Origin of the sequence: Streptomyces sp. NPDC047085, assembly GCF_040643735.1 — a bacterium.
Taxonomy (GTDB): Bacteria; Actinomycetota; Actinomycetes; order Streptomycetales; family Streptomycetaceae; genus Streptomyces.
Genome location: NZ_JBEYUW010000008.1, coordinates 213,820 through 240,578 on the forward strand (window position 1 = coordinate 213,820; position 26,759 = coordinate 240,578).

Here is a 26,759-nt window from a genome sequence, read left to right on the forward strand (position 1 = left end):
CGCTCGGCGTGCCGGTGGTTCGGTTACGCTCCGGCCTCGGCGCCCACGCCGGCCGGGATGTCCATCAGGACGGTGCGGCGGGGGTTGGCGGTCTGGGTGGGCAGCTCGACGGAGTGCTCCGGCAGCTCGGGCGTCTGCAGCGCGTCGGCGTCCTCGAGGTGCGCCAGTGTCGTACGCCGCGGGTTGGCTATGTTGCGGAACATCATCGTCGTCTTCACCGTGGTCGTCCTGTGGGTCGGGTCGGCAGATCAGCTCATCCTGTAAAGCGTCAGGCTAAACATCGGATTCCCCGCGACAGCCGTGAACTGCCCTGGATCTCCATGTGAGTTTGCTCACGACTCCGGGAACAAAGCGGTCAATCCTGACTCGCAACCCTCTCCAACGAAACGGACATTGGACCCCTGAAGCCATCATTCCGCTCCTGATCATGGCGACTGGGACACCTTGCGCCGCTCGGCGACTCGCAGGGAAACGTCCGCTTTGGGCCGGAAGTGCCTCCACGGTTCGTGACGTCGCAATCACAGTCAGTCACATAGGTCACAGCTCGGGGCACGGCCCTTGTTGGAGATCCGGCACTGTGCTGGAATTCCACGGACCGCCGCAGGATCGAGCCGGCGCACGGGGGGCGCGACACAGCGCCGAGTGACGGCGAGATAGGGGGGAACCAGCGCCGGTCACTCTCAACACCACCGGGGTGCGTATTCAGGGCGCTCTCCACAACGCCGACACCGTGTCCCTCCCTTCGGAGGGGTGCCTGGTTCAGAGGTTGCGACGCTAGTGCAGGGACGTTTCAAGAGGGATGGCAGCGCTTCGGCGGAGCCGGAGCCGCACGGCGGGACCGACCGTGGTGCCTCGCCCCAGCACGCCCAGAACCCGGCCCCGTCCGGCGACGGCGGTGAGCGCTCCGGGCGCCCCGGCACGTCCGCCCCGGCGGGCGCACCCGGGTCCGTGAGTCCGACGCCGACGGTCAAGCCCCCCAAGGGCCAGACCGGCCCCGGCTCGCGCATGGCCCTGCGCAACTGGCGCATCTCCACGCGTCTGGTGTCGCTGCTCGCGCTGCCGGTGGTCGCGGCCACCTCACTGGGCGCGCTGCGCATCGGCGACTCCATGAACGACATTCAGCAGCTCGACAACATGAAGCTGCTGACGGAGATGACGAAGCAGGCCACCGAGCTGGCGATGGCGCTCCAGGAGGAGCGCGACCAGTCGGCGGGCCCGCTGGCGCACGGCCTGACGGCGAGCGACTACTCGGTCCGGGGCCTGCGGGAGAAGACGGACCGGGCGAAGACCAACTTCGTCGACCAGTCCGAGAAGATCGACGAGGCGAGCAAGGACGGCAAACTCCAGGGTGTCCGCGACACCCTGGTCGGCCTGGTCGGCCAGCTGGACGCGCTGGCCAAGATCCGCCACGACGCCTACGGCTCCAAGGACAACTCGACCCAGACGGTCGAGGCCTACCACCGGCTGATCAGCCAGCTGATCGACCTCTCCCAGTCCATGGCGGAGGCGTCCAGCAACCCCGAGATGATCCAGCGCACCCGCGCCCTGGCGGCGTTCTCCACCGCCAAGGAGTACGCGTCGGTGCAGCGCGCCGTCATCGCCGCGGCCCTGCCCGCCAGCAACACGGTCAAGGGCCACATGTCCAACAACGACCGCCTCTACGGCCAGTCGGCGTTCGACAGCGAGGGCTCGCAGCTCAACATCTTCCGCAAGATCTACTCCGACCAGGGCGCCGAGGATCTCCTCAAGCCGATCTCCGGGAACAACCCGACGATCCAGGCCGCGGACCTGTACGCGAAGCGCACCTTCGAGTCCCGCGACGGTCTCGACGGCCTGCCGGCGCGCTCGTACCGGGACTGGGTGGACGACAGCACCACCAAGATCCAGGAGATGAAGAAGATCGAGCACACGCTGCTCGAGGACATGGAGCAGAAGGCCCGCGAGCTGAAGTCGTCCTCCGAGCAGGAGGCGATCATCTCCGGTGCGCTGATCCTGCTCGTGCTCGGCGTGTCGCTGGTCGGCGCCTTCGTCGTGGCCCGGTCCATGATCCGCTCGCTGCGCCGGCTGCAGGACACCGCGACCAAGGTCGCCCAGGACCGCCTGCCCGAGCTGGTCAAGCAGCTGTCCGAGTCCGACCCGCAGGACGTCGACACGTCCGTGGAGTCGGTCGGTGTGCACTCCCGGGACGAGATCGGCCAGGTGGCCGCGGCCTTCGACGACGTGCACCGCGAGGCGGTCCGCCTCGCCGCCGAGCAGGCCCTGCTGCGGGGCAACGTCAACGCGATGTTCACCAACCTCTCGCGCCGCTCCCAGGGTCTTATCCAGCGTCAGCTCTCGCTGATCTCCGAACTGGAGTCCCGCGAGGCCGACCCGGACCAGCTCTCCTCCCTCTTCAAGCTCGACCACCTCGCGACGCGTATGCGCCGTAACGGTGAAAACCTCCTGGTCCTCGCGGGTGAGGAGCCCGGCCGCCGCTGGACCCGCCCGGTCCCGCTGGTCGACGTGCTCCGCGCCGCCGCATCCGAGGTGGAGCAGTACGAGCGCATCGAGCTGGCCGCCGTGCCGACGACCGAGGTCGCCGGCCGCGTGGTCAACGACCTCGTGCACCTGCTCGCCGAGCTGCTCGAGAACGCGACCTCCTTCTCCTCGCCGCAGACCAAGGTCAAGGTCACCGGTCACGCGCTGCCCGACGGCCGCGTGCTGATCGAGATCCACGACACCGGTATCGGCCTCTCCCCCGAGGACCTCGCGGCGATCAACGAGCGGCTCGCCTCGCCGCCCACCGTGGACGTCTCGGTGTCCCGCCGCATGGGTCTGTTCGTGGTCGGTCGTCTGTCCCAGCGCCACGGCATCCGCATCCAGCTGCGCCCCTCCGACTCCGGTGGTACGACCGCGCTGGTCATGCTGCCCGTCGATGTCGCCCAGGGCGGCAAGAAGCCCGCTGCCGGCAAGCACGGCGCCCCCGCGCCGACCGGTGGCCCGGCCGCCGCGCAGGCCGCGGCCGGTGCCGCCGCCGCGCGCCGCGCGGGCGGCGCCGGCGGCCAGGGCGGTGCCCTCGGCGGTGCCCCGTCCGGCGGTGGACTGCTCGGTGCCGGTTCGGGCCCGCGCGGCCAGGTCGGCGCCGGCCAGGGTCCCCGGGCCGCGCTGCCCGGCACCGGCCAGGGCGGCCGTCCCGGCGCGCCGGGCGGCGCGCGTGGTCCGCAGGGTCCGGCGGCACCTCAGCAGGGCCGGCCCCCGGCGGGTGCCGGCGCGGGCGGCTTCGGCGCCGGTCAGCTGCCGGGCGCCGCGCAGGCTTCGCAGGCGAACACCGGCGGACCGCAGCAGGACCTCTTCGGCAGCCGTGGCCAGGCCCCGCAGCGCGGCAACGCCGGCGCTCCCGACCAGGGCCGTCAGGCCCAGCTGCCGCGCGGTCCCCGGGCCGAGCTGCCCGGCGGCCCGCAGGGGCGCACCGCGGACTGGAGCGACAACGGCCAGGCCCCGCAGTCGCGTGCCTCGCTGGACGCCCCGCGCGGCCATGACGAGCAGGCCCCGGCGCACACCGCGCGCATGCCGCGCGTCGACGACCGGCAGGGCCCGGGCTCGACCGCGGAGATACCCCGGATCGACGCTCAGGACCCCACCTCCACGGGCGAGTTCCCCCGCCCGGACGTGAACGGCCTGGGCGGCTCGCAGAACACCGGCCAGTTCCCGCGCCCGAACACCCAGCAGGGCTACGGCCAGCAGGACTACGGCCGGCAGAACCACGGCCAGCAGAACCACGGACAGCAGGACTACGGCCAGCAGGGCTACGGCCAGCAGGACACCAGCGGCGGGTTCGTGCGCTCCGACGTCTTCGGCACGCCGGCGCCGGGCCGCCAGGAACCGCACCACACAGGTCAGTTCGCGGCTCCGCAGGCGTACGACGGTGGCTACGACGGCGGTTCCACCGGCCAGCACGCGCTGCCCGGCCGACCGGCCCAGGGCCCCGCGCACAGCCAGACCGGCCAGTACGAGCGGCCCCAGCCGGGCGGTCCCGCCGACTTCAACGCCCCGCGCCCGGGGGCCCCGCAGCGGCCCGTCCGGCGTGAGCCGGAGGCGCTGCCGCCGGCTTCGGGCCCGGGCGACGGCCGCACCCCGCTGTACGACACGCTGGAGACCAACTGGTTCCACGGCAGCCAGCAGGGCGGCCAGCCGGACGCCGCTCCGGCCCCCCAGCAGGCGCCCGCACCGGCTCCGCAGCGTGCGGCTTCCGCCACCAGCTCCTGGCGCACCTCGCCGAACGACGACATCGTCCGTCAGGCGGAGCGCGTCCGGCAGCCCGCGGCGGGCGGCATCACCACGTCCGGCCTTCCGCGCCGGGTGCCCCGGGCGAACCTCGTCCCGGGCACGGCTCAGCAGCAACAGCACCAAGCCGGTCCGCAGGTCTCGCGTGCGCCTGACGACGTACGCGGCCGGCTGACCAATCTCCGTCGGGGTATCGCGCAGGGTCGTCAGGTCGGCAACGGCCAGACCGGAAGCTTCCCGAACCCCACTCACCAGCAGGAGCGTTAGTTGAGTCCGATGAGCCAGGCGGCACAGAACCTGAACTGGTTGATCACCAACTTCGTGGACAACACCCCAGGGGTGTCGCACACGGTGGTCGTCTCCGCCGACGGCCTTCTGCTGGCCATGTCCGAAGGCTTCCCTCGGGACCGCGCCGACCAGCTGGCGGCGGTCGCGTCCGGCCTGACCTCGCTGACGGCCGGGGCCTCCCGGATCTTCGAGGGCGGCAACGTGGCGCAGACCGTCGTCGAGATGGAACGCGGCTTCCTCTTCCTCATGTCCATCTCGGACGGGTCGTCCCTCGCGGTGCTGGCTCACCCCGAGTGCGACATCGGCCTCGTCGGCTACGAGATGGCCCTGCTCGTCGACCGCGCGGGGGCGGTCCTCACCCCTGACCTCCGCGCCGAACTACAAGGCAGTCTGCTCCACTGACCCGTCTCGGCACCACCCAGCACACGAAAACACCGTCCGGCCGCCACAATCCCCCCACCGGCCTCGTCCGACGGCACGACTGACCAACTTGCTGTCCCGCCCGGAGGATTCATGACCCCGCCCACCGCCTCTCATGATCCGTACGCGGAGCCGTACGGCGATGAGGGCGACCAGCCGCTGGTACGTCCGTACGCGATGACCGGCGGCCGGACCCGGCCGCGCTACCAGCTCGCGATCGAGGCGCTGATCAGCACCACGGCCGACCCGGCTGCGCTCATGGGACTGCTCCCGGAGCACCAGCGCATCTGCCACCTGTGCCGTGAGGTCAAGTCGGTGGCGGAGGTCTCCGCCCTGCTGGCCATGCCGCTCGGTGTGGCCCGGATCCTTGTCGCCGACCTCGCCGAGGCCGGCCTGGTCGCCATCCACCAGCCGGGTGGCGACGAGAACAACGGCGGCGCTCCGGACGTGACGCTGCTCGAAAGGGTGCTCAGTGGACTTCGCAAGCTCTGACGCGGGCCGGGCCACCACCTCCGCGAAGATCGTGGTGGCGGGCGGCTTCGGCGTGGGCAAGACCACGTTCGTCGGCGCCGTCTCGGAGATCAACCCGCTGCGTACGGAGGCCGTCATGACGTCCGCGTCGGCGGGCATCGACGACCTGACCCACACCGGGGACAAGACCACCACCACGGTGGCGATGGACTTCGGCCGCATCACCCTGGACCAGGACCTGATCCTGTACCTGTTCGGTACGCCCGGTCAGGACCGCTTCTGGTTCATGTGGGACGACCTCGTACGAGGTGCGATCGGCGCGGTGGTGCTCGTGGACACCCGGCGTCTGGCGGACTGCTTCCCGGCGGTGGACTACTTCGAGAACAGCGGTCTGCCGTTCGTCATCGCCCTCAACGGGTTCGACGGCCAGCAGCCGTACGCCCCCGAGGAGGTGCGCGAGGCCCTGCAGATAGGCCCCGACGCACCCATCATCACGACCGACGCCCGGCACCGCGCCGACGCCAAGAGCGCGCTGATCACGCTGGTGGAGCACGCCCTGATGGCCCGCCTGCGGTAGCACTCAAGTGCGACGTGCCGTACGGCAGTTGTCGTAAACACATTCGGAGCCGACTGTGGCCTTTGACACGGTCGGCTCCAGTGTTCATAACAGTTCGGCAGAGGAATCCCCCGGCTTCACCACGCGACGCGGTCGTGCGACGCCGCTGCGCTCACAAACGCCCTGCCATTTGCCACTCCTGGCGCTGTATGACCGATTTATCTGGGGCTTACAACGGCGTCCACGGGGGGTTTCCACTGTTTGGAAGTGCGCTGGTCCACGTGCTGGAATGCCTGAACTGCCCGCTGGTCGATGACCTACTGAGTGGTCACTGAGTAGGTGACGTACTGAGTGGTCGGATGACGAACCGGGCTCTGAGAGACTGCGGCACGACGTAGGTGCCGACCGCCGAGAGGTTGTTGGTCGAGTGAGGCGAAGCAAGAACGGTCCCGAGCCGTCGGCGCGGGGCAACTTCACCCCGCCGCCGCGCGCGGCGGCGCCCTCCCCTGTGATGCCCGGTGCGGAACCGGCGGCCACTCCCGCGTCGAGCGGCGGCCGTTTCTCGCCGCGCAACTGGCGGGTGCCGACCCGTCTGAACGCGATCCTGCTCATACCCGTGGCGGTCGGCCTGGTCATGGGCGGCTTCCAGGTGAAGAGCTCGATCGACACCTGGCAGGACGCGCAGGACGCGGAGAACACCGCGCGCCTGGTGCGGGCCTCCCTGTCGTACGCCGACGCCCTCTACAACGAGCGTGACATCACCGCCGCTCCGCTGCTGAAGGGCAAGGCCGCCTCCGCCGAGGACAAGCAGACGATCAGCTCGGCCCGCGCCACGACCAACAAGGCCGCCGACGCCTTCGACGAGGCCGCGCAGAACATGCCGAACAAGTCCGGCCTGGAGCGCCGGCTGAAGCTGTTCCGCGAGACCGAGCCGTTCCTGCAGACCCTGCGTCAGGCCGCCTTCACCTCCAAGTTCACCGGCGTGCAGACCGAGGAGGGCTACGTCAAGGTCGCCCACCCGCTCATGGAGTTCGCCAACGAGCTGGGCCTGGGCACCGGCAACATCACCTCCTACGGCCGTACCGTCTACGCCATCTCGCTCACCAAGGCCGCGCTGTCGCTGGAGCGCTCGATCGGCATGCACATGCTGGTCAAGCCGGGTCCGGACGCGCCCAACCTGGCGTCCCAGCGCACCGCCCTCGCCTCGTACGCGTACCTGGAGGGCATCGCCTCCGAGGAGTACCTCGGCGGTGGCACCCAGGCCGACGCGGACCGGCTCGACGCCGAGAAGAAGGACATCCAGGCCAAGGCCGCGGCGATGGTCCAGCAGGCGAAGGCCAAGGACCCGAAGTTCGTGGCCCCGCCGTCCGACCCGCGGAAGATGGTCACGGGGCTCGCCCAGCTCAGCTCCACGGACCCCGCCGCCCGTCAGCTGCTCGCCCAGCAGGGCATCACCCCCGAGAACTGGTGGGCGGTCAACACCCTCAAGTTCGACGCCTACCGCTCGATCGAGTCGGACATGGCCGACAGGGCGGTGAACGAGGCCTCCGACATCGCCGACGACGCCAAGACCTCCGCCTTCATCACCGGCGCGGTCGTCGTGATCGCCCTGCTCCTCGCGTTCGTCCTGGCCGGTACGGTGGCCCGCCAGATGAGCCGCTCGATGCGCCAGCTGCGCAACGCCGCCTTCGGCATCGCCGAGCAGCGCCTGCCGATGCTGGTCGACCAGCTCTCCCGCACCGACCCCGGCCGGGTCGACACCCGGGTCGCCCCGATCCCGATCCACACCAAGGACGAGATCGGCGAGGTCGCCCGCGCCTTCGACCAGGTCCACCGCGAGGCGGTCCGGCTCGCCTCCGAGCAGGCCCTGCTCCGTGGCAACATCAACGCGATCTTCACCAACCTCTCGCGCCGCAACCAGTCGCTGATCGAGGGCCAGCTGACCCTGATCACCGACCTGGAGAACAACGAGGCCGACCCGGACCAGCTGGAGAACCTCTTCAAGCTGGACCACCTGGCCACCCGTATGCGCCGCAACGGCGAGAACCTCCTGGTCCTCGCGGGCGAGGAGCCCGGCCGCCGCTGGGACCAGCCGGTCCCGCTGATCGACGTCCTGCGCGCCGCCTCCTCCGAGGTGGAGCAGTACGAGCGCATCGAGCTGTCCGGCGTCCCGGAGGCCGACATCCACGGCCGCGCGGTCACCGACCTCGTGCACCTGCTGGCCGAGCTGCTGGAGAACGCCACCACGTTCTCCTCCCCGCAGACCAAGGTCCGCGTCACCGCGACCCGTCTCCCCGACGGCCGCGTGATGATCGAGATCCACGACAAGGGCATCGGCCTGACCGCCGAGGACTTCGCGGACATCAACCACAAGCTGGCCAACCCGCCGACGGTGGACGCCGCGATCTCGCAGCGCATGGGCCTGTTCGTGGTCGGCCGGCTGTCCGACCGGCACGGCATCCGCGTCCAGCTGCGCCCCTCGGGCGAGCAGGCCGGTACGACCTCCCTGGTCATGCTCCCGGACGCCATCACCCACGGTGGTGGCGGCGAGGTTCCGCTGGAGCGCGAGGAGTTCACGGTCTCCCAGATCATCCCGGAGCAGCAGTTCCAGGGTGAGAGCTTCAGCCAGCCGCAGCCCCTGCGCACCGCCGCCGAACTCGGCTTCGACGACAGCCGGTACGTGGACGTCCCCGACGACCTGCGCGACCTGGACCCCGTCGGCCGTTCGCTGATGCGCGAGGAGCGTCGCGCCGCCCTGGAGGCCCAGGCCCACGGCCAGCAGCCCGGCCAGCCGCAGCAGGAGACCCCCGAACAGTCCGCGTACGTGGACGAGTTCGAGGCGGCCCGGCAGCAGGCCTACGACGGCAGCAGCACCGGCTACACCGAGCAGCCGGCGGGTGCCTTCGACGGCCAGGCGGGCTACCAGGACCAGCAGCAGGGGTACGAGACGTCGTACGACGACCAGTACTTCGCGCCGAACGGCGGGCAGCCGCAGCAGGACGGCTTCTCCGGCAACGGTGGCTACCCCGACCCGGGGTATGCGGAGCCCGCGCAGGAGGAGCACGCGCCCGCGCACGCCTCCGCGTCCGAGGGATACGGCTCCTACGAGAGCCAGTCCTACCAGGACGACTGGCCCCAGCAGAACGGCTACCAGAACGGGTATCAGGCCCAGTACGCTCCGGAAACGGAATCGTCGCAGGCCGGTGACGCGAGTGAGCGGAACCGCGTAGGCTTCGACCGTCCGGGACCGGCCTCTCCCGTCGGCCACCAGCTGACCGACGCCGGGCTGCCCCGCCGTGGATCCGTCGCGAGCGGATCGAACGGCACGAGCGGCTCGAACGGCACGGCGCGCGCGTCGCAGGAAACGCCGGCTCCCGCACCGGGGAACACGGCGGGGAACGGTGACAGCGGCTGGCGCTCGGCCAACGACGAGCGCTGGCAGCAGGCCGCGCAGCTCCGGAAGCCCAAGGCAGGCGGGGTCACCGCCTCCGGTCTGCCGCGGCGGGTGCCCAAGGCCAACCTGGTCGAGGGCACGGCGGAGAGCACCCCTCAGGGAGGCCCACAGGTCTCCCGCGCCCCGGAGGACGTCCGGGGCAGGCTGAGCAACCTGCGTCGAGGCGTCCAGCGCGGACGCAACGCAGGCAGTGAAACGAACGGCCAGGGCTTCGGTCCTGACAGCACCTACAACCAGGAGCGTTAGTGTGAGCCCGATGAGCCAGGCGGCACAGAACCTGAACTGGTTGATCACCAACTTCGTGGACAACACCCCGGGGGTGTCCCACACGGTGGTGGTCTCCGCCGACGGACTCCTTCTGGCGATGTCCGAAGGCTTCCCCCGCGACCGCGCCGATCAGCTCGCGGCCGTCGCCTCCGGTCTGACGTCTCTGACGGCAGGCGCCTCCCGCATCTTCGAGGGCGGCAGTGTGAACCAGACGGTTGTGGAGATGGAGCGGGGATTCCTCTTCATCATGTCCATCTCCGACGGTTCCTCGCTCGCGGTCCTGGCCCACCCGGAAGCGGACATCGGTCTCATCGGGTACGAGATGGCCCTTCTGGTGGACCGCGCGGGCACGGTCCTCACCCCGGATCTCCGTGCGGAGCTCCAGGGGAGTCTTCTCAACTAGTAATCGGACGGTGCGTTTTCGTGTCCCGGGGCCGTAAGGTTTCGGGACGCGGCTCCACATGGATGGGTGCCCGGCACGGTCGGAGGAGGAGAGAAAGTGGCAACACCCCCAGGCGGTTCGAATTCGGGCAACTGGTCGTACGGCCCTGCCCAGGGTCAGGACGGCGGTTCCGCGAACCGGTACAACTTCCCCTCCGCCCCTGGCCACCGGCAGCCGTACGCGCCGCAGGGCCCCGGCCCGTCACCGTACGACCAGCCGCCGGCCCCGCGGATCCAGCCGGTTCAGCCGCAGCGCCGCCCCGAGCCGGCGCCGGCCCCGGCCGCGTCCAACAACCCCCTGGTGCGTCCGTACGCCATGACCGGCGGCCGGACCCGCCCGCGCTACCAGCTCGCCATCGAGGCACTGGTGCACACCACCGCCGCTCCGCACCAGATGCAGGGCCAGCTGCCCGAGCATCAGCGGATCTGCAACCTGTGCCGGGAGATCAAGTCGGTCGCCGAGATCTCGGCCCTCCTGACGATCCCCCTCGGCGTGGCCAGGATCCTCGTCGCCGACTTGGCGGAGGCGGGCCTGGTCGCCATCCATCAGCCCGGCGGCGACGAGAACGCCGGTGGCCAGCCAGACGTGACACTGCTCGAAAGGGTGCTCAGTGGACTTCGCAAGCTCTAGCGGCGGTCCTTCCCGCTCCACCACCTCCGCGAAGATCGTGGTGGCGGGCGGCTTCGGCGTGGGCAAGACCACGTTCGTCGGCGCCGTCTCGGAGATCAACCCGCTGCGCACAGAGGCCGTCATGACGTCCGCGTCGGCCGGCATCGACGACCTCACCCACACCGGAGACAAGACGACCACGACGGTCGCCATGGACTTCGGCCGTATCACCCTGGACCAGGACCTGATCCTGTACCTCTTCGGTACGCCCGGTCAGGACCGCTTCTGGTTCATGTGGGACGACCTGGTGCGCGGTGCCATCGGCGCCATCGTGCTGGTCGACACCCGCCGTCTCGCCGACTGCTTCCCCGCGGTCGACTACTTCGAGAACAGCGGGCTGCCCTTCGTCATCGCCCTCAACGGCTTCGACGGCCAGCAGCCGTACCAGCCGGACGAGGTGCGCGAGGCTCTGCAGATCGGCCCCGACACCCCGATCATCACGACGGACGCCCGCCACCGCGCGGACGCCAAGTCGGCGCTGATCACGCTGGTCGAGCACGCCCTGATGGCCCGCCTCCGCTGACCGGCCCCACCGCGCGCAGGGGCCCTCTCCACACGGAGAGGGCCCCTTTGCCGTTCCCGGCGCCGGCCGCCGGACACGCCACAGCCCCGCCCTCCCGAAGGGAGAAGCGGGGCTGCGGTCACGCGGAAAGGCTCAGTGCCAGGAGTGCGGCGCGCGGAAGCCGCCCTCGCGTTCCAGGCGGCGCCAGCCGGCCTTGGGGCGGGCTCGGTGGGTCTCGGTCGCGGGCTGGGCGGCCGCGCGGGCCAGGAGGACCGCCGTGATGGCGGCGACTTCCTCGGGCTCGGCGTGGCCCTTCTCGACGCGGATGTCGGGAGTGCTCATGGGTGTCAGTCTCCGTGAGGAAGGGGTCCGCGGGGTTGCCGCGGTGGGTCCGGCCGATTACTGCGGGGGGTTGCCGTGCTTGCGCGAGGGCAGGTCGGCATGCTTCGACTGCAGCATCGCCAGGGACTTGATCAGCACCTCGCGCGTGTCGGCGGGGTCGATCACGTCGTCCACCAGGCCGCGCTCCGCCGCGTAGTACGGGTGCATGAGCTCGGCCTTGTACTCCTTGACCATCTTCTGCCGCATCGCCTCGGGGTCCTCGGCCTCGGCGATCTGACGGCGGAAGATGACGTTGGCGGCACCTTCCGCGCCCATCACGGCGATCTCGTTCGTCGGCCAGGCGTAGGTGAGGTCGGCGCCGATCGACTGGGAGTCCATGACGATGTAGGCACCTCCGTACGCCTTGCGCAGGATCAGCGAAATCCGCGGCACGGTCGCGTTGCAGTAGGCGTAGAGGAGCTTCGCGCCGTGACGGATGATTCCGCCGTGCTCCTGGTCGACACCGGGGAGGAACCCCGGCACGTCCAGGAAGGTGACGATCGGGATATTGAAAGCGTCACACATCTGGACAAAGCGCGCAGCTTTTTCACTCGCCTCGATGTCCAGGACGCCCGCCAGCACCTGCGGCTGGTTGGCGATGATGCCGACGACCTGGCCGTCCATGCGGGCGAGGGCGCAGATGATGTTGCGCGCCCAGCGCTCGTGGACCTCCAGGTAGTCGCCGTCGTCGACGATCTCCTCGATGACCTTGACCATGTCGTAGGGCCGGTTTCCGTCGGCCGGGACCAGGTCGAGGAGGACGTCGCCGCGGCGGTCCGCCGGGTCGGAGGACTCCACCCGGGGCGGGTTCTCGCGGTTGTTCTGCGGCAGCATCGACAGGAGGTAGCGCACCTCCGCGATGCAGGTCTCCTCGTCGTCGTACGCGAAGTGGCAGACGCCCGAGGTCTCGGCGTGCACGTCGGCGCCGCCCAGGCCGTTCTGGGTGATCTCCTCACCGGTGACCGCCTTGACGACGTCCGGGCCGGTGATGAACATCTGCGAGGTCTCGCGGACCATGAAGACGAAGTCCGTCAGCGCCGGGGAGTACGCGGCACCGCCGGCGCAGGGGCCCAGCATCACGGAGATCTGCGGGATGACACCCGAGGCCTTCGTGTTGCGCTGGAAGATGCCGCCGTAGCCGGCGAGGGCGGAGACGCCCTCCTGGATACGGGCGCCCGCGCCGTCGTTCAGGGAGACCAGCGGCGCGCCGGCCGCGATGGCCATGTCCATGATCTTGTGGATCTTGGTGGCGTGGGCCTCGCCGAGGGCGCCGCCGAAGATCCGGAAGTCATGGGCGTAGACGAAGACCGTGCGGCCCTCCACCGTGCCCCAGCCGGTGATGACACCGTCGGTGTACGGCTTCTTGGCCTCCAGGCCGAAACCGGTCGCCCGGTGCCGGCGCAGCTGCTCGACCTCCTGGAAGGAACCCGGGTCCAGGAGCAGCTCGATGCGCTCCCGGGCCGTCAGCTTGCCCTTGGCGTGCTGTGCCTCGGTCGCCTTCTCGCTGGGGCCGGCCACGGCCTGCGCACGGATCCCGTGCAGCTCGGCGACCCGCCCGCGGGCGTCCGTCGGCTCACCGGTCGGCTCACCCGTCTTCTCTTCCACAACGGTCATGTAGCGACCTTACGAAGCCCACCAAGGAAAGCGAGCCGTCGACTCCGTACAGTCTCCGGAGCGTTTTCCTGGTACCACTGAACAGAACCGCACGAACATGCAGGCGTTCCGACTGCTCAGGGGGCTCCGCCGTTGTAGGGGCGCTACAAAGCCGTCACCCGAGGGCCACCTCACATTTGTGTGTGGTGCATGCCATCCCCAGAGTGACACGGCCCCTCGGACGGCGGCCCGCCGGGGGGTTGTGGGCGTGGCGAGGGCCGCCTGGGCCGGTGAGCCCAGGCGGCCCTCGAGGGTGGTGGCCGGCAGGAGCGCGGGACGGGTCGGACCGGCCTCGCTCACGGCGCCGGTCACCCCATTCGGCTCAGCAGCCGCCGCAGTTGAAGTACGTGACGTCCCAGTGGCTGCCCTCGTCGGCGTAGATGTTGCCGGAGGCGGACTTCCACTGCGGGGCGCCGTCGCCGCGCAGGCCGATGTAGCTGAAGTTGTTCTTGATGTAGTTGCCGACGCACGTGTACTTGCTGTAGTCGAGCTTGTAGCCGTTCCAGTGCGAGTACGTGCCGCTCGCGTGGCCGGTCTCGGTGCCGCCGGTGATGTTGAGCGCGCAGCCGCTGGCCCGCTTGAGGGTCTGGGCGCCCTGCGCGGTGGCGAGGTTGAGCTGCTCGAAGGACGTACAGGTGGGGTTGTTGCGGTCGGTGCAGTTGCCCGACGACGACCAGGTGATGCCGACGGAGCGGAACATCGACTCGGCCGTGGCCTGACTGATCTTGGTGACGGCGAAGGCGTCGGTGGCGGTGCCCACGACGGCGACACCGGGGGCGACGACGAGGGCGAGGGCGGTCAGTGCGGATCGGACCGTCATGGCCTTCATGGGGAACCCTTCCTGCTGATGGCCGTGCTTCCTGAGGGGCGGCTGTGCAGGTGGTGCACGCAGATGGTGCCCGAGTTCTACGCGCGTCCGCCAGAGGGCGGACATGGTGACCATGAGTTAGCGTGAAGACACGCCCCGGATGAGGTTGAATTCTAAACAGAATGGGTCTACCGTCGTGGACGTCAGGTTCGTTGAAGATTAAACAGACACTAGGAGCACCTCATGGGCATCTTCGGCCGCAAGGAAAGCAAGCCCCAGCCCGCCGCCGCGGCGCCCGCCGCAGCCGGCGCCGACCTGGCCTCGCTGACCGGTGACTACACGATCGACCCCGCGCACACCACGATCGGCTTCGTGGCGCGCCACGCGATGGTCACCAACGTCAAGGGCAGCTTCACGGACTTCACCGGCACGCTGCACCTGGACGGCGCCGACCCGAGCAAGTCCACCGCCACGATCGACGTGACGATGGACAGCATCGAGACCGGCAACGCCGACCGCGACGGTCACCTGAAGTCCTCCGACTTCTTCAAGACCGACGAGTTCCCGACCATGACCTTCCGCTCCACCAAGGCGGAGTCCCTGGGCGGCGACGACTACCGCATCACCGGTGACCTCTCCATCCTCGGCGTGACCAAGCCGCTCACCATCGACCTGGAGTTCAACGGCGCCGCGAAGGACCCGTTCGGCAACGAGCGCGTCGGCTTCGAGGGCAAGGCCGAGATCCTGCGCTCCGAGTGGGGCCTGACCTGGAACGCGGCGCTGGAGACCGGCGGCGTCCTCGTCTCCGACAAGATCAAGCTGAACTTCGACATCTCGGCGATCAAGAACGCGTGAGCCTCCGGCGGTCCGGCCCGGCCCGTCCCGCCGCGGCGACCCGCACCCCGAGCGCGCCTGCCCTCCACTCCCCCGAAAAGGGAGGGCGGGCGCTCGCGTGCGCGTGCCAGGATGCTTCGATGACATCGTTCACCGAACCCGAATGGGACGTTTGGGTCCACCTCTTCGGCTACGAGAACCTGCCCGGGTGTCCCCGGCCCGTGCTCGCCCTCCTGGGTTGACTGCGGGAACGCGGCATCGACTGGATGCCGTTCGCACCGGAGGAGGTGCGGATCGACCTCATGTGCGGGCTCCGCGACGACGGGCACTGGCACGGCACCTTCGGCGTGAACGTCGACGCCCGTGCGCTGCGGCGCCTGGGCCTGCATCCCGCCCAGCCGACCTCCGTCGTGGACGGGCCGTCGCCGCCCCGCTGGTGGCACGCCGCCGGTGAGCGGTACGCGCTGCGACCTTCTCCGGTCAGCCGTCGGCACGACTTCAGGTGACCCGCTCGGCCCCCGCACCCCGGAGCCGCGCCCGGCGCCCCGGACCCGCGGTCAGAAGCCCCCGCCGAAGTCCCCTCCCCCGCCGTCCCCGCCGCCGAAGTCGCCGCCGCCCCCGAAGTCCCCTCCGTCGCCGAAGCCGCCGCCGAAGTCGTCGGGGGCGAAGTCCGTGCCCGACACGTCGCCGCCCTCGTGGCCGCCGCCGAAATCGCCGTACCCGGACCCGTAGTCGGCCGCGTAGGACGGGGTGGCCATGATGCCGCCGAGCAGGGTGCCGACGAGCAGTCCGGGGAGGATGCCGCCGCCGAAGTAGCCGCCCGCCCAGGGGCCGTAGGCAGGGCCCGCGTCCCAGTAGGGGCGGCGGCCGTACTCGGTGTCGACCTCGCGGATCACCGGGTCGCGGCCGTCGGCCAGGCGGGTCGCGTCGGCCGCGCAGACCGGCACCTCGCGGGGGCTGCCGCCGGGCGGGGTCCAAGTGGCGTCGGACACGGAGGGGCCGTGCCGGGGGTCGAAGAAACAGGGCGGACGGCGCTCCGGCAGCGGGCGGCCCTCGCGGCGGGCGGCCAGTTGGGTGAGGGAGAAGCGGCCGTCCTCCAGCGCCTCGGTGACCGCGCGGACGTCCTCGGGTCCCCGGGCCTCGGCCATGCGCTGCTTGGCGTTCTCGTAGGCGTCCAGCGCGCGCTCGTAGTCCGCGCGCATGGCGTCGTCGGCGCCCGCCTCGGCCGGGTGGAAGTCCAGCCGGTCGAGTTCCTCGCCGAAGGCGGTGATGTCCTCGTCCACGACCACCCGCAGGCGGTCCAGCGCCACCCGCTGCTCCTCGGCGCGACGCCGGCGGCTGCGGCGGACCAGCGCGTAGGCACCCGCGCCGCCGGCCACCACGATCACCCCCGCGGTGATCAGGGCCGTCCCGGACACTCCCCCGCCGCCGGCGGAGCCCCAGCTCGACGGCGCGTGCCCGCGCATGGTGGGCAGGGCCCGGTCGGTGAAGTCGTTGAGCTGGGCCTTGGCGTCCTCGCCCTGGACGCTCGCCACCAGGTTCCGCCGGGCGGTGGCCGACATCACCGAGGAGTCGGCGCGGGCGTCGAAGCGGTCGCCGAGGCGGATGCCGTACAGGCCCGTGACGCCGGTGGCCGCGCGCAGGTCGGAGAAGAGGTTCGCGGTCGGATAGCCGGCCGGCAGGACCGCGATGAACAGCGGCTTGTCCGCGTCCTTGATCTTCCGGGCGAGCGCGTCGGCGTCGGCGGAGGACAACTGGCCGGAGGCGGCGGGGTCGACGTAGACCGGGCTCTTGTGGAGGGCCTCGGCGATGGCGGAGACGCCGGTGACCGCGCTCGCACCGGGTGCGAGCACGGTCGCCACGACCAGCGCCAGCGCGGCCAGCAGCAGGGCGGGGAGGCTTCGGGTCCGCGGGACGGCCTTCATGGTTCGAAGCTACCCGAAGCCTCCCAAACCGGTCATGCGGCCGGGTTGGCAGCCGCCTTGTACGCCTCCTCCAGCTTTCGCACCGCCTTTCCGTACTTCCCGGTCAGCAGCAGATGGTCGGCGTCGGCGAAGGGCCCCGCCATCGCCGCGGTGACCCGCTGCCCGGCCTTCCGCTGGACGATCAGCCGCGCCTTGGTGACCAGCGCCCGGCCGGCCCGGCCGTCGCCCGCCCGCTCGGCCGCCGCTGCCGCCGCGCCGAGCGCGCGCAGCGTGCCCGCGCCGCCCTGCGGGGCCTCGGCGAGGGTGGTCAGACCCCAGCCGTAGGGGAACTGCGGGTCGTACGACGCGTCGCCCACGTTGATCGGCAGCTGCTCCTGCGACCGGGGCCAGGTGACGGGGAGCTGCCCGGTGAAGGGCCGCTTGCCGTACAGGACGTCGGCCACGCCCTCGCCCTCGGTGCCGGGGAGCCAGGAGGCCACCAGCGCGTCGATCCGGTCGAGCCGGTCGCCGATCAGCTGGGGCCGGCCGGAGACGGTCAGCACCGCGCACTTCATGGCCGCGCACACCTTGTCCACGGCGGCCTTGTCGGCGGCCGACAGCTGGAGGTCGTGGCCGTTGCCGACGTCACCGACGCCCTCGGCGTACGGGGTCTCGCCGACGACGACCACACCCACGTCGTAGCCGCCGGTCGGCGCGGAGGCGTCCTTGGAGTAGGTGACGTTCCCGCCCGCCTCGCGCATGCCCTGGAGGATGGTGGTGCCCGGGGTGATGTTCCCGGAGGAGCCCTGCCAGGTGACGGTCCAGCCGCCGGTCTGGTTGCCGATGTCGTCGGCGTTCGACCCTGCGACGTACACCTTCTCGCTCTTCTTCAGGGGCAGCAGTCCGCCGCTGTTCTTCAGCAGCACCTGCGACTCGGCGGCGGCCTGGCGGGCCACCTCCCGGTGCGCCGGGGAGCCGATCGCGGCGGCCCCGCCGGTGTCGGCGTAGGGATGCTCGAACAGGCCCAGCCGGAACTTCTGGGTCAGGATCCGGGAGACGGCGTCGTCGATCCGCCGCTCGCTGATCCGGCCGGCCGTCACCTCGTCGACGAGCGTGGCGGTGAAGTCCTTGTACGTGTACGGCACCATCATCATGTCGACGCCCGCGTTGACGGACGTGCGGACGTGGGACGCGTAGTCGCCGGGAAGCTGGTCGATGGCGTTCCAGTCGCTGATCACGAAGCCGTCGAAGCCCATGCGGCCCTTGAGGACGCCGTTGATCATGTCGGCGCGGGCGTGCATCTTCACCGGGCCCCGTCCGTCGCCGATGACGTCGAGCGACGAGTACGACGGCATGACCGTGCCGACGCCCCGGTCCACCGCCGTCCCGAACGGCGCGAGGTGGACGGCCTCCAACTGCTGCCGGGTGACCGTGGTGACGCCCTGGTCGGTCGTGTAGCTCCCGGTGGTCGAGGAGCCGTACGCGGTGCCGCCGTCGCCGACGAAGTGCTTGGCGGTGGCGAGGACCTTGTCGCCCCGGCTCAGGTCCTTGCCGTTTGCGCGGCCCTGCAGGCCCTGGATGACCGTCTCCATGGACTGGACGAGGGCCGGGTCCTCGCCGAAGGACTCGTAGGAGCGGCCCCAGCGTTCGTCGCGGCTCACGCACAGACAGGGCGCGAAGTCCCAGGGGATGCCGGTGGCCCGGACCTCGGCGGCCGTCACCGCGCCCGCCTTCTCGGCGAGCCGGGGATCGCGGGTGGCGCCGATGCCGATGTTGTGCGGCATGACCGTGGCGCCGACCAGGTTGTTGTGGCCGTGGACCGCGTCGACACCGTAGATCAGCGGGATCTGGAAGCGGGTGGCCTGGGCCCGGAGCTGGTAGCCGTCGATCATCTTCGCCCATGCCTCGGGGGTGTTGGGCGTGGGCGTGGAGCCGCCGCCGGACAGCAGCGAGCCGAGGTCGTAGTCGGCGATGTCGCCCGGCCGGCCGACGGCGCCGCGCTCGGCCTGGGTCATCTGGCCGGCCTTCTCCCGCAGCGACATACGGCCGAGGAGGTCCGCGACCCGCTTCTTCACGGGGAGCTTGGCGTTCAGGTACGGCAGTCCGTGCGCGTCGATGACGACCTGCGGGCTCTCGGCGGGGGCCTTGGCGCCGGTCACCGTGAGCTTGAGCGGGATGGTCTCGGCGGACTCGGCCGCCTTGTCCTTCAGGGTCGGGACCTGGATGGTCCGGGAGGCACCGGAGGCGGTGCCGGCCGGGAAGGTGAGGGTGCCGGAGACCGGGGTGTAGTCCTTGCCGGGTTCGGCGGTGCCGCCCTCGGTGGTGTAGCCGACGGTCACCGGGTCGTCGACGGGCTTGGCGCCGGTGGTGGCGAGGGTGACCCGGACGGTGGCCGTGTCGCCCTCCTTCACCGGGTGGACGGCCGCGTCGGTGGTGACGGAGGCCCGCAGGGACTGGTCCGCCGTGCCGTACAACTCGACGCCGTCCATGGCGAAGTGGCCCTTGACGCCGACCGGGAGGGTGACGGCGTAACCCCACATCTGAGTGAGGCCGAGGACGTGGTCGATGCCGCCGACGGGCTGGTAGTCCGTGCGATAGGTGAAGTCGGTGAACGGGATCTGGATCAGCTTCCAGCCGGTGAAGTCGTCGGTGAAGGAGGTCGTCCAGAGTTCGGAGGCCTCGCCGTTCGCGCCGCCGTCCTTGATCTCGAAGGCGATCTTCTTGCCGTTGTTCCGGCCGTCCCACCAGAACCGGATGCCCCGGTGCGCGGACCAGTCGTGGGCGGGCTCGCCGGCGGCGTAGTCGTGGGTGAAGCCGCCGTAACCGCTGATGTCGTAGCTGCCGGCGAGGACCTTGGTGCCCTCGGGGGCGTCGGCGCGGGCGGCCAGCTCCAGGGCGGGCGGGTCGTCGGAGTCGCCGCCCCAGGTGAAGATGCCCTCGGCGGGCTGGGCGGCGAAGGGGACCTCACCCTCGAAGCGGTCGACGGGGACGGGGGCGGGTTCGTCGGCGGCCCGCGCGGTCGCCCAGGGGAGCAGACCGGCGAGGAGTGCGGCGGAGACGAGCAGGGCGGTTCTTCGCATGTACCTTCCCTCGGCTCTGGTTTCACGCTCTTGTTTCACTCATGACTTAGATCAGGTCGTGAGTTAACTCACGCCTCCACGTACCGTCAAGACTTCACGTCAGAAGTGATACAGAACCAACCGCCTGCCGTTAAACGTGAGTTGTGCGTTCGGGAAATGAATGCGCGACCCCTTGACGCGCCCTCCGAGCCGTCATTTACTCACGCCTCGCACGCCCCCCATCCCCCACCTCACGAAGGGCGGCGCACCATGAGAAGACGCCTGCGCGCGGCCCGGCTGCTCCTGGCCGGGCTGCTGACCACCGCCGGGCTGACGGCCCTCGGCATGCCGTCCGCGCACGCGGCCGGGGAACAGGTGACGGCCTGGCTCACCACCACGGACGACTCCGCCGGACGGCATGTCGTGCGCGGACTCCAGGCGCAGACGCCGTTCGCCTTCCAGGCCGGGACCGGTGGCGGCGGCGAGAACGTCACCGTGGACGAGAACACCCGGTACCAGACCTTCACCGGCGGCGGCGCGTCCTTCACGGACACCGCGGCCTGGCTCATGAACAGCAGCGGGGCGCTGTCGCAGGCGACCCGGGACGCGACCATGCGCAAGCTGTTCTCGCCGACGGACGGGATCGGGCTGTCGTTCCTGCGCAATCCGATGAGCGCCTCGGATCTCGCCCGCTACGGCTACACGTACGACGACGTGCCGGCCGGCCAGAGCGACCCGGGCCTGAACCGGTTCTCCATCGCCCACGACCTCGCCGACGTCGTCCCGCTGACAAGACAAGCGCTCCAGCTGAACCCGTCACTGACCGTGATGGCCTCGCCGTGGACGGCGCCGGCCTGGATGAAGGACAGCGACTCGCTCAACGGGGGCTGGCTGAAGGCCGAGGACTACGGGGCGTACGCGTCGTACTTCGTCAAGTACCTTCAGGCGTACCAGGCCCAGGGCGTCAAGGTCTCGTACGTCACCGCGCAGAACGAGCCGACGTGTTGTTCCGGGTATCCGTCGATGAGCTGGAACGCGAGCGGGCTGGCGTACTTCACGAAGAGCGAGCTGCTGCCGAAGCTGCAGGAGGCGGGGCTTTCCACCAAGGTGCTGGCGCACGACTGGAACTGGGACGTCTACGACTCCTACGCGGCCCAGACCGTGGACGACGCGGCGGTGCGCAACCACCCCAACTTCGGCGGGATCGCCTGGCACGGCTACGGCGGTGACATCGGCAAGCAGACCACCGTGCACAACCAGTACCCCTCGCTGGACGCGTTCGGCACCGAGCACTCCGGGGGCACGTGGATCGCCGACCAGCAGCGCGAGGACATGTCCAACATCATCGACTACACGCGCAACTGGGCGAAGTCGGTGACGAAGTGGTCGCTGGCCGTGGACCAGAACATGGGTCCGCACAACGGGGGTTGCGGCACCTGCACCGGGCTGGTCACCGTGCACAACGGGGACGGTGCGAGCGGGACGGTCGACTACACCGTCGAGTACTACGACATGGGCCACCTGACGAAGTTCGTCCGCCCGGGCGCCCAGCGGATCGCGTCCACGGCGTCGGCCGCCGTGCCGAACGTGGCGTGGCGCAACCCGGACGGCAGCAAGGCGCTGATCGCCTACAACGGCTCGTCCTCGGCGCGGACCATCACGATCAACTGGGGCTCCCAGCACGCCACTTACTCCCTCCCCGGCAAGACCTCCGCGACCTTCACGTGGTCCGGCACCCAGTCCGGCGGGGGCGGCACGTCCGGGTCCTTCGTGGGCCTCGCGGGCAAGTGCCTGGACGTGTCCGGGGGTTCGAGCGCGAACGGCACGGCGGTGCAGCTCTGGGACTGCAACGGCACCGCGGCCCAGCGCTGGACCGTCCAGCCCGACGGCTCGGTCCAGGCCCTCGGCAAGTGCCTCGACGTGACGTCGGGATCCACGGCCGACGGGGCGAAGGTGCAGTTGTACGACTGCAACGGGACCGGGGCGCAGCGGTGGTCCTACAACTCCGCCACGGGTGACGTCGTCAACACCGCCGCCGACAAGTGTCTGGACGTGACTGACAACTCCTCGGCCAACGGAGCACGGGCACAGATCTGGTCCTGCACTGGCGCCGCCAACCAGAAATGGCACCTGCAGTAGCGGTGACCAGGGGATCCGCCCTCTGGACCCCCGCGAAGCGGTCCAGAGGGCGGATCCCCGGGGGTGCCTACTGGCTGGGTGGGCTCGTCGGTCGCATGGTGGTGGTGTGGGCCGTACCGAGACAGCGCACCGGGAGCCGAGATGACCACACCCCAGGATCTGCTGTTCGTCACCCTGGACGTCCCGTCCAGCCGTCCCGTCGAGCAGGGAGATCTGTCGCTCGCCCTGGCAGGAGCCGAGCTGGTCGATCTGCTCGCCGCCGAGGCCGTCACCCTGGACGACGACCGGATCGTGCCCGGACTGGCACCGGCCACCGGTGACCGGCTGCTGGACGACGCGGCCGCGGCGCTGACCCGGCAGGCACCGTACGAGACCGTCGAGGACTGGCTGTGGCGCCGGGGGCGCGGGCTGGCCTCGGCCTATGCCGCCGAACGGGAGGCGCAGGAGCACGGCGGCGGATCCCGGCACCGCTGGCTGCGCCCGCGCGCTGAGCGGCGCGCACCCGTCGACTCGCCGGCCCGGCGCCACGCGGCCGAGCGCTGGGCCTCCCGGGAGCCCGTCCTCGTCGGCTTCGCCGCCGCCCTCGGCATCCCGAAGGGCACCCCCGAGGAGGACGCGGACACCGCCCCGGACCACGCCCCCGACAGCACCCGTGACGAACGCCCGGACGACACCCCGGACAGCAGCCCGGACAACGCCACCGACCTGCCCGACGACGCGGTCGTCACCGTCCTGGCCACCGTCAACGGCGCCCTCACGGAGCTGGAGGCCGTACGTCAGCGGCGGCGGATCGAGGACGCGGCCTTCGACAACGTCTGGCGCGCCCCCTGACGGACATCCGGCAGCGCACCGAGCCGGGAGGGCCCCGTCGGCCGACAGGCGACGGAGGCCCGGCCCGCGCACCCTTGCGCCGCAGCGCGGCTTACTGCGCCGGTTCCACCCCGGCCCGCAGCAGGCCGTACGTGTAGGCGTCCTCCAGGGCCTGCCAGGACGCGGCGATGACGTTGTCGGCGACGCCCACCGTGGACCACTCGCCCGTGCCGTCGCTGGTGGAGATCAGGACGCGGGTCGTGGACTGGGTGCCGTGGACGCCCTCCAGGATGCGGACCTTGTAGTCCACGAGGTCCAGCTTGGCGAGCTGGGGGTAGATCTTCTCCAGGGCGACGCGCAGCGCACGGTCGAGGGCGTTGACGGGGCCGTTGCCCTCCGCGGTGGCGACGATCCGCTCGCCGAGGGCCCACAGCTTGACCGTGGCCTCGTTGGCGTGGATGCCGTCGGGACGGTCCTCGACGATGGCCCGCCAGGACTCGACCTCGAAGTACTTCAGCGGCTTGCCCTGCACCTCGGCGCGGAGCAGGAGTTCGAAGGAGGCGTCGGCCGCCTCGTAGGTGTAGCCCTTGAGCTCGCGCTCCTTCACCCGCTCGACGACGCGGCCCACCAGCTCGCGGTCGCCGCCGAGGTCGACGCCGAGTTCCTTGCCCTTCAGCTCGACGGAGGCACGGCCGGCCATGTCGGAGACCAGCATGCGCATGGTGTTGCCGACCTGCTCGGGGTCGATGTGCTGGTACAGGTCCGGGTCGACCTTGATCGCGGAGGCGTGCAGGCCCGCCTTGTGCGCGAACGCCGACAGACCCACGTACGGCTGGTGCGTCGAGGGGGTGAGGTTGACGACCTCGGCGATGGCGTGGGAGATCCGCGTCATCTCGCGCAGCCGGCCCTCCGGCAGGACCTTCTTGCCGTACTTCAGCTCCAGGGCCGCGACCACCGGGAAGAGGTTGGCGTTGCCGACGCGCTCACCGTAGCCGTTCGCCGTGCACTGGACGTGCGTGGCGCCCGCGTCCACCGCCGCCAGCGTGTTCGCCACCGCGCAGCCGGTGTCGTCCTGGGCGTGGATGCCGAGCCGGGCGCCGGTGTCGGCGAGGACCGTGGAGACGACGGCCTGGATCTGCGCGGGGAGCATGCCGCCGTTGGTGTCGCAGAGGATGACGACGTCCGCGCCGGCCTCCGAGGCCGTACGGACGACCGCCTTGGCGTACTCGGGGTTGGCGCGGTAGCCGTCGAAGAAGTGCTCGCAGTCGACGAAGACCCGGCGGTTCTGCTCGCGCAGGTGGGAGACGGTGTCGCGGATCATCTCCAGGTTCTCGTCCAGCGTGGTGCGCAGCGCCAGCTCCACGTGCCGGTCGTGCGATTTGGCCACGAGGGTGATGACCGGGGCGCCCGAGTCCAGGAGTGCCTTGACCTGCGGGTCGTCGGCCGCCTTGGCGCCGGCGCGGCGGGTGGCGCCGAAGGCGACGAGCCGGGCGTGCTTGAAGTCGATCTCCTCCCGGGCGCGGGCGAAGAACTCGGTGTCCCGGGGGTTCGCGCCGGGCCAGCCGCCCTCGATGAAGCCCACGCCGAAGTCGTCCAGGTGCCGTGCGATGGCCAGCTTGTCCGCGACGGTGAGGTTGATGCCCTCGCGCTGCGCGCCGTCGCGCAGCGTCGTGTCGAAGACGTGGAACGAATCGTCGAGCTCGCTGGTTTCGGTCATGGTCTCAAGGCTCCTGTTTTGGATGTCGGTCGTTACCGAATGACCGGCTCCACCGTTCTCACTATCCCTCGCGCTCCGTCACCGGCTGAAGGTGGGCCGGAAAACAAAAAACCCCTCGCGGGTGCGAGAGGTCTGCGCGCGGGTCTGAGGACGACGGTGCCACCCGCACCTGGTCGTACGAGGTGGTCACTGCGGACCGGCGCGCCTGCTGCCAATAATCATGGCGAACGAGAGCACGGAGGAAGTCTGGCACAGAACCGTGCCGAGCTTCCCGCCCATCTCAGGATTCGGTCGCCATGACGGATACCGCACCGCGCTGACCTGCGCGGGAGCCGGCCGTCAGGTGTCCGTCGCAAGCAGCGCGTCGGCGATGAACTCCCGTACGTGGGACATGATCTGCGCGCGGTCGGTGCCTCTCAGACCGACCGCGACGTGGATGGAGAAGCCGTCGAGGAGGGCGCGCAGCCGGGCGGCGAACCGGTCGGCGTCCACCCGGCGGAACTCACCCCGCGAGATGCCCTCGGCGAGCAGCGCGACCAGATCGCGGTGCCAGGCGCCCTCGATGGCGGCCTGCCGCTCACGGGCGTCGTCGTCGGCGTTCTGCGAGCGGTTCCAGACCTCCAGCCACAGGGTCCAGTGCGGGTCCCGGTGGCCGTCGGGGACGTACAGGTCGACGTACGCGTCCAGGCGCTCGCGCGCGCTTCCCGCGCGGGTGAGCAGCCGGCCGCGCTCGGCGCCGAGCCGTCCCTCGCTCCACTCCAGGGCCTGCAGCAGCAGTTCGTCCTTGGAGTGGAAGTAGTACAGCAGATGGCCACTGCTCATCCCGACCTCGCGGCCGAGCCCCGCCATGGTGAGCTTCTCCAGACCGCGCTCGGCGATCATGTCCATGGCGGCGGCGAGGACCTCCTCGCGGGGCGGCGCGTTCCTGCGCGCACGGGCCGCACCGGCCATCTGCTGCTCCTGTGTGTGTCAGACCTGGTGTGCCAGGCCTCGTCCGTGAGGCCCTGGCGTGTCAGGTCCTGGTTGTCAGACCTTCGGCTGCTGCTGGGTGATGCAGTGGATGCCACCACCCCCGGAGAAGATCGTACGGGCGTCCACCAGGGTCACCGTCCGCTCCGGGAAGAGCCGGCGGAAGATCCCGGCCGCGATCTCGTCGCGCGGGTCGTCGAAGCCGCACAGCACGACGCCGCCGTTGCAGATGTAGTGGTTGATGTAGGAGTAGTCGGCCCAGTGGCCGTCGGCCTCCAGGACGGTCGGCGCGGGCACCTCGACGACCTCCAGGGCGCGGCCGCGGGCGTCGGTCGCCGACTTCAGGATGCCGATGACCTCCTTGGTGACCTCGTGGTCGGGGTGGGCCGGGTCCGGCTGGTGGTGGGCGACGACCACGCCGGGCCGGGCGAAGGCGGCGACGATGTCGACGTGGCCGAGGGTGCCGAAGCCGTGCGGCGGGTAGTCGCCGGTGAGGCCGCGCGGCAGCCAGATCGCCTTGCTGGTGCCGAGGTGGGCGTGGATCTCCGCCTCGACCTCCGCCTTGGACCAGTGCGGGTTGCGCTCGGGGCCGAGCTGCACGGTCTCGGTCAGCAGGACGGTGCCCGCGCCGTCGACGTGGATCGCGCCGCCCTCGTTGACCAGCTTGGAGGCGTACGTCTTCGCGCCCGCGAGGTCGGAGACGTAGGCGCCGATCTTCGAGTCGTGCTCCCAGCGGGCCCAGTCCTGGGCGCCCCAGCCGTTGAACGTCCAGTCCACGGCGGCCAGTTCGCCCTTGCCGTCGGTGAGGAAGGTGGGGCCGATGTCGCGCATCCAGGCGTCGTCCAGCTCGCGCTCGACCGTGCTGACGGCGGGGCCGAGGAGGGCGCCGGCGTCGGCCGACTGGCCGGGGCCGCACACCACGGTCACCGGTTCGAAGCGGCTGATCGCACGGGCGACCGAGGCCCAGGCGAGGCGCGAGGCGGCGAGGTCCTCCGGATCGTCGAACGTGGGGTTGGGGCCCGGCCACGCCATCCAGGTGCGCTCGTGCGGGGTCCACTCGGCGGGCATGCGGAAGCCGTCGGCGGCGGGAGTGGTCATCTGTCGAGGTCCTTGTGTCCTGGTGTACGGGGGTCCGAGGGTCCGGGAGGCAGAG

The 26,759-nt window shown here is 70.7% G+C and carries 21 protein-coding genes; 12 read left to right on the forward strand and 9 right to left on the reverse strand.

Annotated features, from left to right (window positions below; genetic code table 11):
• Positions 1-23: 23 nt before the first annotated feature.
• Entirely contained in the window at positions 24-218 is a 195-nt protein-coding gene (locus ABZ865_RS26405) for a hypothetical protein (protein ID WP_361235102.1), read from the reverse strand.
• A gap of 559 nt (positions 219-777) precedes the next feature.
• On the opposite strand from ABZ865_RS26405, the gene ABZ865_RS26410 reads away from it, so the two are divergent.
• From ABZ865_RS26410 to ABZ865_RS26445, 8 genes are all read left to right on the forward strand, one after another.
• Positions 778-4,530, forward strand: coding sequence for a nitrate- and nitrite sensing domain-containing protein (locus ABZ865_RS26410; RefSeq protein ID WP_361235105.1), 3,753 nt, complete (start codon positions 778-780; stop codon positions 4,528-4,530).
• Positions 4,531-4,539: 9 nt separating this feature from the next.
• Positions 4,540-4,953, forward strand: coding sequence for a roadblock/LC7 domain-containing protein (locus ABZ865_RS26415; RefSeq protein WP_030382516.1), 414 nt, complete (start codon positions 4,540-4,542; stop codon positions 4,951-4,953).
• A 111-nt stretch (positions 4,954-5,064) separates the two neighbouring features.
• Positions 5,065-5,463: a DUF742 domain-containing protein gene (locus ABZ865_RS26420; protein ID WP_019058642.1), complete on the forward strand. Its 399-nt coding sequence runs from the start codon at positions 5,065-5,067 to the stop codon at positions 5,461-5,463.
• The gene (locus ABZ865_RS26425; protein ID WP_100828422.1) at positions 5,444-6,019 is read left to right on the forward strand and encodes an ATP/GTP-binding protein; all 576 of its coding nucleotides are present in this window, start codon (positions 5,444-5,446) and stop codon (positions 6,017-6,019) included. Before ABZ865_RS26420 ends, ABZ865_RS26425 begins: the two co-directional genes overlap by 20 nt.
• Positions 6,020-6,425: 406 nt before the next feature.
• Positions 6,426-9,698 carry a nitrate- and nitrite sensing domain-containing protein gene (locus ABZ865_RS26430; RefSeq protein ID WP_361235109.1) on the forward strand — a complete coding sequence of 1,091 codons (3,273 nt, stop codon included), beginning with the start codon at positions 6,426-6,428 and terminating at the stop codon, positions 9,696-9,698.
• Between the two features lie 10 nt (positions 9,699-9,708).
• The gene (locus tag ABZ865_RS26435; protein ID WP_004983065.1) at positions 9,709-10,122 is read left to right on the forward strand and encodes a roadblock/LC7 domain-containing protein; all 414 of its coding nucleotides are present in this window, start codon (positions 9,709-9,711) and stop codon (positions 10,120-10,122) included.
• A 96-nt stretch (positions 10,123-10,218) separates the two neighbouring features.
• A complete protein-coding gene (locus tag ABZ865_RS26440; RefSeq protein ID WP_361235112.1) occupies positions 10,219-10,791 on the forward strand; it encodes a DUF742 domain-containing protein in 573 nt (190 codons plus the stop codon).
• The gene (locus ABZ865_RS26445; protein WP_030216560.1) at positions 10,772-11,353 is read left to right on the forward strand and encodes an ATP/GTP-binding protein; all 582 of its coding nucleotides are present in this window, start codon (positions 10,772-10,774) and stop codon (positions 11,351-11,353) included. The genes ABZ865_RS26440 and ABZ865_RS26445 overlap by 20 nt, the downstream gene beginning before the upstream one ends.
• 132 nt (positions 11,354-11,485) lie before the next feature.
• Here ABZ865_RS26445 and ABZ865_RS26450 read toward each other — a convergent pair whose 3' ends face one another.
• The 3 genes from ABZ865_RS26450 to ABZ865_RS26460 all read right to left on the reverse strand — a co-directional run bounded on the left by ABZ865_RS26450 (position 11,486) and on the right by ABZ865_RS26460 (position 14,186).
• Positions 11,486-11,674 (reverse strand): acyl-CoA carboxylase subunit epsilon, encoded by a 189-nt coding sequence (locus ABZ865_RS26450; RefSeq protein WP_361235115.1) that lies wholly within the window; start codon positions 11,672-11,674, stop codon positions 11,486-11,488.
• A 57-nt stretch (positions 11,675-11,731) separates the two neighbouring features.
• Positions 11,732-13,327 (reverse strand): acyl-CoA carboxylase subunit beta, encoded by a 1,596-nt coding sequence (locus ABZ865_RS26455; protein ID WP_361235118.1) that lies wholly within the window; start codon positions 13,325-13,327, stop codon positions 11,732-11,734.
• Between the two features lie 361 nt (positions 13,328-13,688).
• Positions 13,689-14,186 (reverse strand): hypothetical protein, encoded by a 498-nt coding sequence (locus ABZ865_RS26460; protein ID WP_361235121.1) that lies wholly within the window; start codon positions 14,184-14,186, stop codon positions 13,689-13,691.
• Positions 14,187-14,417: 231 nt separating this feature from the next.
• Between ABZ865_RS26460 and ABZ865_RS26465 the strand changes: the two genes are divergently transcribed.
• Together ABZ865_RS26465 and ABZ865_RS26470 are read left to right on the forward strand one after the other, a co-directional pair.
• On the forward strand, positions 14,418-15,029 hold the full coding sequence (locus ABZ865_RS26465; protein ID WP_361235124.1) for a YceI family protein: 612 nt from the start codon (positions 14,418-14,420) through the stop codon (positions 15,027-15,029).
• A gap of 245 nt (positions 15,030-15,274) precedes the next feature.
• Positions 15,275-15,514 carry a hypothetical protein gene (locus tag ABZ865_RS26470; RefSeq protein WP_361235127.1) on the forward strand — a complete coding sequence of 80 codons (240 nt, stop codon included), beginning with the start codon at positions 15,275-15,277 and terminating at the stop codon, positions 15,512-15,514.
• Positions 15,515-15,565: 51 nt separating this feature from the next.
• On the opposite strand, the gene ABZ865_RS26475 is transcribed toward ABZ865_RS26470, so the two are convergent.
• Both ABZ865_RS26475 and ABZ865_RS26480 read right to left on the reverse strand, forming a co-directional pair.
• On the reverse strand, positions 15,566-16,933 hold the full coding sequence (locus ABZ865_RS26475; RefSeq protein WP_361235130.1) for a hypothetical protein: 1,368 nt from the start codon (positions 16,931-16,933) through the stop codon (positions 15,566-15,568).
• Between the two features lie 32 nt (positions 16,934-16,965).
• Positions 16,966-19,992: a glycoside hydrolase family 3 N-terminal domain-containing protein gene (locus ABZ865_RS26480; RefSeq protein ID WP_361235133.1), complete on the reverse strand. Its 3,027-nt coding sequence runs from the start codon at positions 19,990-19,992 to the stop codon at positions 16,966-16,968.
• Positions 19,993-20,241: 249 nt separating this feature from the next.
• On the opposite strand from ABZ865_RS26480, the gene ABZ865_RS26485 reads away from it, so the two are divergent.
• Both ABZ865_RS26485 and ABZ865_RS26490 read left to right on the forward strand, forming a co-directional pair.
• Positions 20,242-22,110, forward strand: a complete 1,869-nt coding sequence (locus ABZ865_RS26485; RefSeq protein ID WP_361235136.1) for a ricin-type beta-trefoil lectin domain protein — start codon at positions 20,242-20,244, stop codon at positions 22,108-22,110.
• A 141-nt stretch (positions 22,111-22,251) separates the two neighbouring features.
• Positions 22,252-22,941, forward strand: a complete 690-nt coding sequence (locus tag ABZ865_RS26490) for a GPP34 family phosphoprotein (protein ID WP_361235139.1) — start codon at positions 22,252-22,254, stop codon at positions 22,939-22,941.
• A gap of 91 nt (positions 22,942-23,032) precedes the next feature.
• On the opposite strand, the gene cimA is transcribed toward ABZ865_RS26490, so the two are convergent.
• The 3 genes from cimA to ABZ865_RS26505 all read right to left on the reverse strand — a co-directional run bounded on the left by cimA (position 23,033) and on the right by ABZ865_RS26505 (position 26,704).
• Positions 23,033-24,637, reverse strand: a complete 1,605-nt coding sequence (gene cimA / locus ABZ865_RS26495) for a citramalate synthase (RefSeq protein WP_361235141.1) — start codon at positions 24,635-24,637, stop codon at positions 23,033-23,035.
• Between the two features lie 339 nt (positions 24,638-24,976).
• Positions 24,977-25,588, reverse strand: coding sequence for a TetR/AcrR family transcriptional regulator (locus tag ABZ865_RS26500; protein ID WP_361235144.1), 612 nt, complete (start codon positions 25,586-25,588; stop codon positions 24,977-24,979).
• A gap of 75 nt (positions 25,589-25,663) precedes the next feature.
• Complete coding sequence (locus ABZ865_RS26505; RefSeq protein WP_361235147.1) at positions 25,664-26,704, reverse strand: agmatine deiminase family protein; 1,041 nt, start codon at positions 26,702-26,704, stop codon at positions 25,664-25,666.
• Positions 26,705-26,759: the final 55 nt, after the last annotated feature.

Excerpts from the sequence above, each read along its gene's own strand:
- ABZ865_RS26455 (WP_361235118.1), bottom strand. The coding sequence starts at position 13,327 with ATGACCGTTGTGGAAGAGAAGACGGGTGAGCCGACCGGTGAGCCGACG.
- ABZ865_RS26450 (WP_361235115.1), bottom strand. The coding sequence starts at position 11,674 with ATGAGCACTCCCGACATCCGCGTCGAGAAGGGCCACGCCGAGCCCGAG.
- ABZ865_RS26465 (WP_361235124.1), top strand. The coding sequence starts at position 14,418 with ATGGGCATCTTCGGCCGCAAGGAAAGCAAGCCCCAGCCCGCCGCCGCG.
- ABZ865_RS26420 (WP_019058642.1), top strand. The coding sequence starts at position 5,065 with ATGACCCCGCCCACCGCCTCTCATGATCCGTACGCGGAGCCGTACGGC.
- ABZ865_RS26475 (WP_361235130.1), bottom strand. The coding sequence starts at position 16,933 with ATGAAGGCCGTCCCGCGGACCCGAAGCCTCCCCGCCCTGCTGCTGGCC.
- cimA (WP_361235141.1), bottom strand. The coding sequence starts at position 24,637 with ATGACCGAAACCAGCGAGCTCGACGATTCGTTCCACGTCTTCGACACG.
- ABZ865_RS26505 (WP_361235147.1), bottom strand. The coding sequence starts at position 26,704 with ATGACCACTCCCGCCGCCGACGGCTTCCGCATGCCCGCCGAGTGGACC.
- ABZ865_RS26470 (WP_361235127.1), top strand. The coding sequence starts at position 15,275 with ATGCCGTTCGCACCGGAGGAGGTGCGGATCGACCTCATGTGCGGGCTC.
- ABZ865_RS26460 (WP_361235121.1), bottom strand. The coding sequence starts at position 14,186 with ATGACGGTCCGATCCGCACTGACCGCCCTCGCCCTCGTCGTCGCCCCC.
- ABZ865_RS26480 (WP_361235133.1), bottom strand. The coding sequence starts at position 19,992 with ATGCGAAGAACCGCCCTGCTCGTCTCCGCCGCACTCCTCGCCGGTCTG.
- ABZ865_RS26485 (WP_361235136.1), top strand. The coding sequence starts at position 20,242 with ATGAGAAGACGCCTGCGCGCGGCCCGGCTGCTCCTGGCCGGGCTGCTG.
- ABZ865_RS26500 (WP_361235144.1), bottom strand. The coding sequence starts at position 25,588 with ATGGCCGGTGCGGCCCGTGCGCGCAGGAACGCGCCGCCCCGCGAGGAG.
- ABZ865_RS26435 (WP_004983065.1), top strand. The coding sequence starts at position 9,709 with ATGAGCCAGGCGGCACAGAACCTGAACTGGTTGATCACCAACTTCGTG.
- ABZ865_RS26490 (WP_361235139.1), top strand. The coding sequence starts at position 22,252 with ATGACCACACCCCAGGATCTGCTGTTCGTCACCCTGGACGTCCCGTCC.
- ABZ865_RS26415 (WP_030382516.1), top strand. The coding sequence starts at position 4,540 with ATGAGCCAGGCGGCACAGAACCTGAACTGGTTGATCACCAACTTCGTG.